The organism is Aminobacter sp. SR38 (assembly GCF_014843375.1).
In the GTDB taxonomy this organism is placed as follows: Bacteria; Pseudomonadota; Alphaproteobacteria; order Rhizobiales; family Rhizobiaceae; genus Aminobacter; species Aminobacter ciceronei.
In genome coordinates, this window is sequence record NZ_CP062112.1 from 4,164,260 (window position 1) to 4,175,712 (window position 11,453).

The 11,453-nt window shown below is 64.4% G+C and carries 10 protein-coding genes; 7 read left to right on the forward strand and 3 right to left on the reverse strand.

Translation table 11 applies throughout. From position 1 onward, the window contains the following. A complete protein-coding gene (gene xdhB / locus IG197_RS20420; protein ID WP_154386414.1) occupies window positions 1-2,361 on the forward strand; it encodes a xanthine dehydrogenase molybdopterin binding subunit in 2,361 nt (786 codons plus the stop codon). After that, window positions 2,358-3,248: a xanthine dehydrogenase accessory protein XdhC gene (gene xdhC / locus IG197_RS20425; protein ID WP_067958042.1), complete on the forward strand. Its 891-nt coding sequence runs from the start codon at window positions 2,358-2,360 to the stop codon at window positions 3,246-3,248. The genes xdhB and xdhC overlap by 4 nt, the downstream gene beginning before the upstream one ends. Window positions 3,249-3,275: 27 nt before the next feature. Here xdhC and dps read toward each other — a convergent pair whose 3' ends face one another. Next, window positions 3,276-3,764 (reverse strand): DNA starvation/stationary phase protection protein Dps, encoded by a 489-nt coding sequence (dps, locus tag IG197_RS20430; protein WP_067958045.1) that lies wholly within the window; start codon window positions 3,762-3,764, stop codon window positions 3,276-3,278. A gap of 107 nt (window positions 3,765-3,871) precedes the next feature. Further along, window positions 3,872-4,387, reverse strand: coding sequence for a helix-turn-helix domain-containing protein (locus IG197_RS20435; RefSeq protein WP_192314614.1), 516 nt, complete (start codon window positions 4,385-4,387; stop codon window positions 3,872-3,874). A 111-nt stretch (window positions 4,388-4,498) separates the two neighbouring features. Here IG197_RS20435 and IG197_RS20440 point away from each other — a divergent pair, with 111 nt between their 5' ends. Continuing rightward, window positions 4,499-5,839, forward strand: a complete 1,341-nt coding sequence (locus IG197_RS20440; protein WP_246765203.1) for a serine hydrolase — start codon at window positions 4,499-4,501, stop codon at window positions 5,837-5,839. 27 nt (window positions 5,840-5,866) lie between these two features. Here IG197_RS20440 and IG197_RS20445 read toward each other — a convergent pair whose 3' ends face one another. Then, entirely contained in the window at window positions 5,867-6,787 is a 921-nt protein-coding gene (locus IG197_RS20445) for a LysR family transcriptional regulator (RefSeq protein ID WP_067958054.1), read from the reverse strand. Between the two features lie 147 nt (window positions 6,788-6,934). Here IG197_RS20445 and IG197_RS20450 point away from each other — a divergent pair, with 147 nt between their 5' ends. The 4 genes from IG197_RS20450 to IG197_RS20465 all read left to right on the forward strand — a co-directional run bounded on the left by IG197_RS20450 (window position 6,935) and on the right by IG197_RS20465 (window position 11,430). Further along, the gene (locus IG197_RS20450) at window positions 6,935-8,155 is read left to right on the forward strand and encodes a urate hydroxylase PuuD (RefSeq protein WP_192314617.1); all 1,221 of its coding nucleotides are present in this window, start codon (window positions 6,935-6,937) and stop codon (window positions 8,153-8,155) included. A gap of 110 nt (window positions 8,156-8,265) precedes the next feature. Continuing rightward, on the forward strand, window positions 8,266-9,582 hold the full coding sequence (gene guaD, locus IG197_RS20455; RefSeq protein ID WP_182575211.1) for a guanine deaminase: 1,317 nt from the start codon (window positions 8,266-8,268) through the stop codon (window positions 9,580-9,582). A 57-nt stretch (window positions 9,583-9,639) separates the two neighbouring features. Beyond that, a complete protein-coding gene (locus IG197_RS20460; RefSeq protein WP_192314620.1) occupies window positions 9,640-10,146 on the forward strand; it encodes a heme-degrading domain-containing protein in 507 nt (168 codons plus the stop codon). Between the two features lie 18 nt (window positions 10,147-10,164). Beyond that, the gene (locus IG197_RS20465; RefSeq protein WP_192314623.1) at window positions 10,165-11,430 is read left to right on the forward strand and encodes a glycerate kinase; all 1,266 of its coding nucleotides are present in this window, start codon (window positions 10,165-10,167) and stop codon (window positions 11,428-11,430) included. Window positions 11,431-11,453 lie beyond the last annotated feature (23 nt).

An 11,453-nucleotide genomic window follows, 5' to 3' on the forward strand; every position in this document is an offset into this window, starting at 1 on the left:
ATGACCCAGCATCAACCGAACCTCAAGGCCGCCAAGATCTCCGGCGGCGTCCACACCGACCAGCGCCACGACTCCGCCCACAAGCACGTCGCCGGCGAGGCGATCTACATCGACGACATGCCGGAACCGGCAGGCACGCTTCATGTCGGCCTCGGCCTGTCCAATGTCGCCCATGGCACGCTGAAGTCGGTCGACCTCGCGGCTGTTCGCGCGGCCCCCGGTGTCGTTGACGTGCTGACCTATGCCGACGTGCCCGGCGAGAACGACGTGTCGCCGAGTGGCATGCATGACGACCCGGTCCTGGCCGAGGGCAAAGTCCAGTTCCATGGCCAGCCGATCTTCGCCGTCGTCGCCACGACCCGCGAGCAGGCCCGCCAGGCGGCGCGCCTTGCCAAGATCGAGTATGAAGAGTTGCCGGCGATCCTTGGTATCTGGGACCTCGACCCCGAGAACGACAAGCAGGTGACGACGCCGCTGACGCTCAATCGCGGCGACGCAGCAGCGGCGATAGCCGCTGCTCCGCGCCGGGTGAAGGGGCGGATGAAGCTCGGCGGCCAGGACCATTTCTATCTCGAAGGTCAGGTCTCGCTCGCCGTGCCCGGCGAGGACGACGAGGTAACTGTCTATTGCTCGACGCAGGGACCGAGCGAGACCCAGCATCTCGTTTCCCATGTGCTCGGCGTTCCGAGCCATGCAGTCCAGGTGGAAGTGCGGCGCATGGGCGGCGGCTTCGGCGGCAAGGAAACCCAGGCCAACCAGTGTGCTGCGATCGCCGCGATCGCCGCCAAGAAGCACAAGCGCGCCGTCAAGGTCCGTCTCGACCGTGACGAGGACATGACCGCCACCGGCAAACGCCACGACTTCGCCATCGACTACGAGGTCGGCTTCGACGATGAGGGCCGCATCCTCGGCGTCGACTACATGTTCGCGCTCAATGCCGGCTTCTCGGCCGATCTGTCGGGTCCGGTGGGCGACCGTGCGCTGTTTCACTGCGACAACGCCTATTTCTATCCCAACGTGCATGCCAAGTCGGCGCCGCTCTACACCAATACGGTGTCGAATACGGCGTTTCGCGGCTTCGGCGGCCCGCAGGGCATGGTCGGTGCCGAGCGCGTCATCGACGAGGTCGCCTTTGCCGTCGGCAAGGACTCGCTCGAAATCCGCAAGCTGAATTTCTACGATCCGATGGGCACGCCGGGCGAGCGCAACCTCACGCCCTACCACCAGAAGGTCGAGGACTGCATCATCCAGCGCATCGTGGCCGAGCTCGAGGACAGCGCGCAATATGCCCGCCGCCGCCGCGAGATCGCAGCCTTCAACGCCAACAGCCGCTTCGTCAAGCGCGGTCTGGCGATGACGCCGGTCAAGTTCGGCATCTCGTTTACCAAAACCGAGTCAAACCAGGCCGGTGCCCTGGTGCATGTCTATTCCGACGGCTCGGTGCACATGAACCATGGCGGTACCGAGATGGGGCAGGGCCTGCATCTCAAGGTGGCGCAGGTGGTGGCGGAAGAGTTCCAGATCGACCTCGACCGGGTGAAGATCACCGCGACCACCACGGCCAAGGTGCCCAACACCGCACCCACGGCAGCATCGTCGGGCGCGGACCTCAACGGCATGGCGGCCCAGGATGCGGCGCGGCAGATCCGCAAGCGGCTGACCGACTTCGCCGCCGAGAAGTACCAGGTGCCGGCCGACCAGGTGGTGTTCCTACCCAACCGCGTGCGCGTCGGCAATCAGGAGATTGCCTTCAACGACCTGGTCAAGCAGGCCTATCTCAACCGCATCCAGCTGTCGGCCGCCGGCCACTACAAGACGCCGAAGATCCATTGGGACCGCAGCAAGGGCAGGGGTCATGCCTTCTACTACTACGCCTATGGCGCGGCCTGCGCCGAGGTATCGGTCGACGTTTTGACCGGCGAATATGTTGTCGAGCGCGCCGACATCCTGCATGACACCGGTCGTTCGCTGAACCGGGCCATCGATATCGGCCAGGTCGAGGGCGGCTTCATCCAGGGCATGGGCTGGTTGACCACCGAAGAGTTGTGGTGGGATGGCAAGGGTCGGCTGCGCACGCATGCGCCGTCGACCTACAAGATTCCGCTCGCTTCCGACCGGCCCAAAGTCTTCAACGTCGCGCTGACGGACTGGTCCGAGGCTTATGAGCCGACGATCCATCGTTCGAAGGCCGTCGGCGAGCCGCCGCTGCCGCATGGCATGGCAGTGCTGCATGCGCTGTCGGATGCGGTGGCAAGTGTCGCCGACCACAAGATCTGTCCGCGCCTCGACGCTCCGGCGACGCCCGAGCGCGTGCTGATGGCGATCGAACGCCTCCGGGCCGAGGCGGCCCAGGCCAAGTGACCGCGACCGCCAAGAGCCTCCGGGCCTTCCTTGACGCAGCGCCTTCGGTGGCACTGGTCGAGGTGGCCGAGGCCAGGGGCTCGACCCCGCGCGAAAAAGGCGCGTGGATGCTGGTGTCGCCGCAGCGCATCTTCGGCACCATCGGCGGCGGTCAGCTGGAATTCATGGCGATCGACACCGCGCGTGCCATGCTGGCCGGTTCGTCCAAGCGCAGCACGGTCATGGAGCACGTCACCGGCGATCCCGTCCCGGCGCGCTATCTCGACCATACCAGTGAAACCAAGGACAGCCTCACGCTCGACATTCCGCTCGGGCCGGAGATCGGCCAGTGCTGCGGCGGCCGCGTCGAGGTTGCCGTCAGGAACGTCGACGAAGCGATGCGCGCCGATCTGCTGGCCGGCGCCGAGGCATCCGACGCGGGACGTCCGCATGTCTATGTCTTCGGCGGCGGCCATGTCGGGCAGGCATTGGCATCTGCCTTCGCGCTCCTGCCGCTCAACGTCGTCGTCGTCGAGACCCGCGCCGACGCGCTCGAAGGCATGCCCGACAATGTCGTCACGCGGCTGACGCCGATGCCGGAAGAGATGGTTCGCGAAGCCCCCTCAGGCTCGGCCTTCGTCGTTCTGACCCACGACCACGCGCTCGACTTCCTGATCGTCGCCGAGGCATTGAAGCGCGATGACACCTGTTATGTCGGCATGATCGGCTCCAAGACCAAGAAGGCGACGTTCAGGAGCTGGTTTCTCAAGACCGCAGGTGGCAGCGACGAACAGTTCGCGGGGCTGATCTGTCCGATCGGCGGTGACGCGGTGAAAGACAAGCGTCCCGCCGTCATTGCGGCGCTCGCCGCAGCCGAGATCATGACCGCGCTTGTCAGGGCGAACTGACCGGCGTGGCGGCAACCAGACTGGCGGCTATTCGCTTTCCTGGATGTGGGCTTCGAGGAACCACAGCGACTTGTCGAGTGTGCGCGAATAGGCAGTGAAGATATCGGCGGTATCGGCGTCGCCGGCCTCTCCAGTCTCGTCGATGGCCGTGCGCACGCTTTTCGCGGCGTCGGCATAGCGGTCGATCAGAGCTGCGATATGATCCTTGGTCTTGGAGATGTCGGTCGGATAGGGCTTCAGCTTGCTGGCCTCGACGACGACCTGCGAGGTGCCTAGGGCGGCACCGCCGAGCTGGGCGACGCGTTCGGCGATGGTGTCGACGTGTTCATCCAAATCCTTGCGGAAGCCGTCCAGCATCTCGTGGATGGCGATGAAGTGCGGCCCCTTGACGTTCCAGTGCGCCTGCTTGGTGATCAGCGCCAGGTCGATCGCATCGGCGAGCCGGGCGTTGAGAAGCTCGATCGAAACCTTCTTGGCGTTGGATTTGAGATCGTTGCGCGTCGGATGGGAAATCACGTGCCTGCTCCTTGATGGCTGGTCGCGCCGCCCGGCGACTGGCAGGCGGCTCACGCAGGCTACAACAGCCATATGACAGTTCGGTTCCGGGCTGGCCCAGTGGAAAATCAAGCTGATCCGGCGTTACGGGCGACGACTTCGAGATAGGCCGCCTGCAGTTCCAGGCGCACGGGAAGCCGTTGTTGTCCTGCCTCCGACAGCGGCTCGCCGAGATGGTCGGTGCGCAGCTCCTCCATGAAGCGCTCCCACATCTCAGGCCCACCCTTTTCCAGCAGTTCGGCGCGGATGCTGAGCTCTTCGCTGACCGGCAGCCATTTGCGGCCCCAGGCGGCGATCTGGGCGAAGACCGGCAGCAACTCTATCGCCATCTCGGTCAGGGAGTAGATCGCCTTCTGCTTGTGGCTGGGATCGTCGGCCTTGCTGATCAGCCCGTCGTCGAGCAGCCGACGCAGCCGGTCGGCGAGTATGTTGGAGGCGATGCCTTCCTCAGACTGCGTCAGCAACTCGCGAAAGTGCCGTCGATTGCCGAACATCATGTCACGCAGGACGATGAGGCTCCATTTGTCGCCGACCACCTCGAGGGTGAGGTTGATCGGACAGCCCGACCGATGCTGCTGGTTCATGCAAAGTGTCTCCAAAAAACCAGTTGCAATATAAAATCAGTCTGCCTATTTTGCAACCAGTTAGTAAATGCAATCAGTTTTGAATGGCCGCTTTGGGCCGACGAGGACAAGATGAACGGCATTTCGGCAATGGACCGCCGCGCGCTGATGAAAGGCGCAGCCCTTTCCACGCTGCTGATGTCGGCACCGGTGTCGGGGCAGCAGGCACAATCAGCCGCCGCAAATGCGACGACAGAATCAGGGAGCACGACGATGACGACAGCCCAATTTGCACACGACCGCCTCGAGCGGATGCGCAAGGTCATGGCCGGCCACGTTGAAAGCGGCGATGTGCCTGGTCTCGTCTGGGCGGTCAGCCGGGGCGGGGAGATCCATGTCGAGGCAGCGGGGGCGCTGGCGCTCGGCGATACTGCGCCGATGCGGCGCGACAGCATCTTCCGCGTCGCCTCGCTGACCAAGCCGGTCACCGCAGTCGCGGCGATGATCCTGGTCGAGGAATCCAGGCTGCGCCTCGACGACCCGGTCGACAGATGGCTGCCCGAGCTTGCCGCCCGCAAGGTGCTCAAAGCCATCGACGGCCAGCTCACCGACACCGTTCCGGCCAGCCGGCCGATCACGCTGCGCGACCTGCTCACCCTGCGCTTCGGCGTCGGCGCGATCATGGTCTATCCCTTCGCCTATCCGGTGCAGCATGCGATGGCCGAAGCCGGCATTGCGCCAAGTGCCGACCTGTACCGCGGCTCGCCCGATGCCTTCATGAAGGCCGTCGGTTCCCTGCCGCTCGCGCATCAGCCGGGTAAGGGTTGGCTCTACCACACCGGCCTCGACGTGGCCGGCGTGCTTGTTGCGCGCGCGGCTGGTCAGCCGCTGTCCGCCTTCATGCAGGAGCGCATCTTCGGCCCGCTCGGCATGAAGGACACCGGCTTCCATGTGCCGGCCGAGAAGGTCGACAGGCTTGCTACTGCCTATTCCAGGGATTTCCAGAGCGGCAAGCTCGGCGTCTATGACGAGGCCAAGGGCGGGCTGTTCGCCAGGCCGGCCATTTTCGAATCCGGTGGCGGCGGGCTTGTCTCTACGGCTGACGACTATCTCGCCTTCCAACGCATGATGCTCGGCAAGGGCAAGCTTGGCAGCCAGCGCATCCTGTCGCGCGCCTCGGTCGAGCTGATGACGTCAGACCAGCTCACCGACGAGCAGAAGGCGAGCGCTGCGATGTTCTTCAACGGCAATTCCGGCTGGGGGCTCGGCATGTCGGTCGCGCTCAAGCGCGACAATCTCTTTACGACGCCGGGAAGGTTCGGCTGGGACGGCGGCTATGGCACCTCTGCCTATGCCGACCCGGCCAATGACTTTGCCGGCATCCTGCTGTCCCAGAAGCTGATGGACTCGCCCGAGGCGCCCAAGCACTATGTCGACTTCTGGACCTCGGCCTACCAGGCGATCGAGGGATGAGGTGCCGGCCTAACGTCTTCGCCCGCCTCACTTGCCAGCAAGGATATCCTTGATCAGCTTGTGGCAGCGCTCCGCCATGAAGTCGAGCAGCAGCCGGACCTTCGGGTCCTGCAGCTTCTTGTGCGGATAGACGGCGGCAAACTGCACCGGCGTCGGCGGCGTTTGCGGCAGGATGATCTTCAGCCGCTGGTCGCGGATGAAGGGCTCTACCTCGAAGCGCGGCTTGTTGATGATGCCACGCCCGGCCAGCGCCCAGCCGGTCAGCACGTCGCCGTCGTCGGAATCGAACGGGCCGTGGACCTCGAACTTGGTCGGCCCGTTGGGCGTCTCCAACGTCCAGAAATATTCGCGTGAGCCGGGATAACGCAGCATCAGGCAGTCATGCTTCTTGCCGATCAGCTCATTGGCGCTTTCCGGTTCGCCGCGCTTTTCCAGATATTTGGGTGCTGCGACCAGCACCCGCTCGCATTCCATGATGCCGCGCATCCTGAGGCTGGAATCCTCGATCACGCCGAGCCGGAAGGCAACGTCGAGACCTTCCTTGAGGATATCGACATTGTGGTCCGAAAGCCTGAGCCTGACTTCGATGTCGGGATACTTGTCGTGGAATTCGGGAATGCCCGAGGCGACAAGCCGACGGCCCAGACCGAGCGGGGCGGTGACGCGGATGGTGCCGCGCGGCTGGCCGGAAAGCGCCGAGACGGCGGCTTCGGCCTCGGTGATCGCTTCCAGCACCTGCTTGGCGCCGGAATAGAACACGTTGCCGTGCTCGGTCGGCATCAACTGGCGCGTCGTGCGGTTGAACAGGCGCACGCCGAGGTGCTTCTCCAGCTCCTTGATGCGGTTGGAGGCGACCGCCGGCGAAATGCGCATGTCGCGGCCCGCGGCGGAGAGATTGCCGAGTTCCACGACGCGAACGAAGACCGCGATATTGTCGAGATATGCCATGCGAGACCGATGGTTCCATAGCCGGCTTGTGCCGTGCAGCGCTACGCTAGTATTTTCCAGATTTTTTTGAAAGTCATCGCGAATCCTTTCACTTCCCCAATGCATCGGGCATCGTAAGATCGGCACGCTGCGAAAAAGGGACGGCGGATGTACGACTTGGCGTTTTTCATGGACTGGGCGAGCTTCGCCGTGCGGTGGCTGCATGTCATCACCGCCATGGCCTGGATCGGCTCGTCGTTCTACTTCATCGCGCTCGATCTCGGGCTGCGCAAGCATGACGGCCTGCCGGTCGGCGCCCATGGCGAGGAATGGCAGGTTCATGGCGGCGGCTTCTACCACATCCAGAAATACCTGGTGGCGCCGGCCCAGATGCCGGAGCACCTGACCTGGTTCAAGTGGGAATCCTACGCCACCTGGCTGTCGGGCTTCACGCTGCTCTGCCTGGTCTATTACGGCGGCGCCGAGCTGTTCCTTGTCGACCGCAACGTGCTCGACGTGTCGGCGCCTGTCGCCATCGCCATTTCGCTCGCCTCGATCGGTCTCGGCTGGATCGTCTATGACCTGCTCTGCAAGTCGAAGCTCGGCGACCACGACACGCTTCTGATGATCATCCTCTATGTCGTCGTCGTGTTCATGAGCTGGGGCTATACGCAGCTGTTCACCGGCCGCGCCGCCTTCCTGCATCTTGGTGCCTTCACCGCGACGATCATGTCGGCCAACGTCTTCATGGTCATCATCCCGAACCAGAAGATCGTCGTGGCCGACCTCATCGCCGGCCGCAAGCCTGACCCGAAATACGGCAAGATCGCCAAGACCCGCTCGACGCACAACAACTACCTGACCCTGCCGGTCGTATTCCTGATGCTGTCGAACCACTACCCGCTGGCCTTCGGTACCGAGTTCAACTGGATCATCGCCGCGCTCATCTTCATCATCGGCGTCTTGATCCGCCACTACTTCAACACGGTGCACAAGCGTGAAGGCAACCCGCACTGGACCTGGCTCGCCGCTGCCCTGTTGTTCGTCGTCATCATGTGGCTGTCGACCGTGCCCAAGGTTTTGACCGGCGAGGACAAGAACGCCTCCGTCCTCACCGAGCCCTATATTGCCGCAGCCCAGTTCCCCAAGGTTCGTGATACGGTTCTCGGCCGCTGCGCCATGTGCCACGCCAACGAGCCGTCCTACGAAGGCGTCTACCATGCGCCGAAGGGCGTGGTGCTGGAGACCGACAACGCAATCGCCTTGCATGCGCGTGAGATTTACCTGCAGGCTGGCCGCAGCCATGCCATGCCGCCGGCCAACGTGACCCAGATCACACCCGAGGAGCGGGCGTTGCTGGTCGCCTGGTATGAACAGGCGCGCAAGTAGCGCCTGCGACCTACGGATTGAAAGTTCGAGGCGCGCTCGTCGCGCTCACCTTGACGCGCGGCAAAACGGGCCGCGATGTGGCCACGCCAGAAAGCCTGTAGAGTTCGATCATGACCACCACACTCCTTCGCGGCCGTACCTTGTCCTTCCTGCGCTGGCCCGATAGCGCGGACGACCATGCGTCCTATGCCTATGAGGAAGATGGTGCGGTGCTGATGCGCGACGGCAAGATCGCGGCCGTCGGCGCCTATTCGGAGATCGCGGCCCAGGCCGGTGACGCCAAGGTCGTCGACCATCGCCCGCATCTGATCCTGCCCGGCTTCATCGATGGGCATGTCCATATCCCGCAGATGCAGATCATTGCGTCCTATGGCGCCGAGCTGCTGGAATGGCTGAACAAGTACACTTTCCCCGAGGAAACGCGCTTCATCGACACCCAGCATGGCCGCCGCATCGCGCGCCTGTTCCTCGACGAGATGGTGCGCCACGGCACGACGACCGTTGCCGCCTATTGCTCGGTGCACAAGCAGTCGGCCGAGGCGTTCTTCGCGGAATCGCATGAGCGCAACATGCTCAACATCGCCGGCAAGGTGATGATGGACCGCAATGCCCCCGACGGTCTGCTCGATACGCCGCAGGCGAGCTATGACGACACCAAGGCGCTGATCAAGGAATGGCACGGCAAGGGCCGCCAGCACTATGCCATCACGCCGCGCTTCGCCATCACCTCGACCCCCGAGCAGATGGAAATGGCCGGCCAACTGGCCCGTGAGCATCCCGACCTGCACATCCAGACGCATCTGTCGGAAAACCACGCCGAGATCGCCTTCACCCAGGAGCTCTACCCCTGGTCGCGCGACTATACCGACGTCTACGAACACTACGGCCTGCTCGGCAAACGCACGCTGCTCGGCCACTGCATCCATCTCGGCGAGCGTGAATCCGACGCGATCTCCGAGCATGGCTCGATCGCCGTGTTCTGCCCGACCTCCAACCTGTTCCTTGGCTCGGGCCTGTTCGACTACCAGCGCTACCGCAAGCGCGACAGGCCGCTCCGGATCGCCACCGCCACCGACGTCGGCGGCGGCACCAACTATTCGATGCTGCGCACCATGGACGAGGCCTACAAGGTCATTGCGCTCAACGGCGAGAAGCTGAACCCGCTGGCTTCCTACTGGCAGCTGACGCGCGGCAATGCCGAGGCGCTGTCGATCGCAGACAAGGTCGGCACGCTCGACGTCGGCACCGACGCCGACCTCGTGGTGCTCAACGCCCGCGCCACGCCTGGCATGCGGCTCAGGATGGAGCGCTGCGGCACGCTGGCCGAGGAACTGTTCCTGCTGCAGACGCTCGGCGACGACCGCGCCGTGGTGGAAGTTTATGTCGCAGGCAAAGCCGCCAAGACGACGATGGATCAGGCTGCCTGACCTTGCGTCATTGCCTCGCGTCTGCCATGTGAGCCGTGTCTGACGGAGGAACGGACGATGGCAGCAGCCGAGGACCTGAAAAAGATCGCCGAGCAGGAGGACCGACTGGTCTTTGAGCGCTTCGACGAGGCGGTTGCCTTCGATATCGGCTCGGCCATCCGCGCCCGTGGGGTGACCGAGAAATTTCCCATCATCGTCGACATCCGCCTGTGGGATCGGGCGCTGTTCTACTGCGCGCTGCCAGGCTCGACGGTCCACAACACCGAATGGGCGCGGCGCAAGATCAACGTCGTCAGGACCTTCCACCGCAGCAGCTACCGCATGGTGCTGCACAAGGCACGGACCGACCGCACATTCGCTGTCGGCGATGCCTTGCCGATCGACGACTATGTATTGGCCGGCGGCGGATTCCCGATCCGCGTCAAGGGCGTCGGCGTCGTCGGCGCCATTGCCGTTTCAGGCCTGCCGGAGAGGCAGGATCATGAGGTGGTGGTCGCGGCGATCTGCGAGCACCTGGGCATTCCCAGCCACGACCTCGCCTTGCCCCCCGTTGCGAACAGCTGAGAGAGTTTGAACGTCCCGATGGCCATGACCGACCCGAAGCATTTTCTGACCAGCGTTTTCGAAGCCGCCGTGGCGGCCGCCGATCCCGAGCTCACCATCCGCCGCCACCTGCCGGCAAAGCCCAAGGGACGGACGATTGTCATTGGCGCCGGCAAGGGCTCGGCCCAGATGGCAGCTGCCTTCGAAAAAGCCTGGGACGGACCGCTGGAGGGCGTGGTGGTCACCCGCTACGGCTTTGCCGCCCCTTGCGAGCGCATCAGGATCGTCGAGGCCTCGCACCCGGTGCCCGACGCCAACGGCCTCGAAGCGGCGAAGCTTCTGCTCCAGACGGTCTCCGGCCTGACCGAGGACGACCTCGTCGTCGCTTTGATCTCGGGCGGCGGCTCGGCGCTGCTGCCGTCGCCGGCGGGGAACCTGACCCTTGCCGATGAGATCGCCGTCAATGAGGCGCTGCTCGCTTCCGGCGCGCCGATCTCGGCGATGAACACCATTCGCAAGCACATTTCGGGCATCAAGGGCGGCCGGCTGGCTGCAGCGGCGCATCCCGCCCGCGTCGTCTCGCTCGTCGTGTCCGACATTCCCGGCGACAATCCGGCTTTGGTCGCCTCGGGTCCGACAGTGCCTGATGAGGCGTCGCGCGCCGATGCGCTGCGCCTGATCGAAACCTACCGCATCGCGCTGCCCGCTAATGTCATCGCCCACATCAACTCGGCTGCCGCCGACGCGCCGCAGCCGACCGACCCGCGCTTCACCCGCAACGAGGTGCATGTCATCGCCTCTGCCGCCGTGTCGCTCGACGCTGCCGCCGAAGCCGCGCGCAAGCAGGGCGTTAAGACCGTTATCCTCTCCGACGCCATCGAGGGCGAGGCACGCGAGGTCGGTGGCGTGCATGCGGCCATCGCCCGCGAAGTCGCGACCCGCAACCGGCCGTTCAACAAGCCGGTGCTGATCCTGTCCGGCGGCGAGACCACGGTGACCCTTAGGGCCAAGGGCAAGGGCGGCCGCAACAGCGAGTTCCTGCTTGCCTTCGCCATCGGCATCGACGGCCTCCAGGGCATCGACGCGCTGGCCGCCGATACCGACGGCATCGACGGTTCCGAGGACAATGCCGGCGCCTTTGCCGACGGCTCCACTGTTTCGCGCATGCATGCTGCCAGCGTCGACGCCAAGGCGATGCTGGCCGGCAACAATGCCTGGACGGCGTTCAACTCGGTGGGCGATCTTTTCGTCCCCGGGCCGACCGGCACCAACGTCAACGACCTCAGGGCGATCCTGATCCGGTAGCTGGCATACGCCTTTTGCCGGGT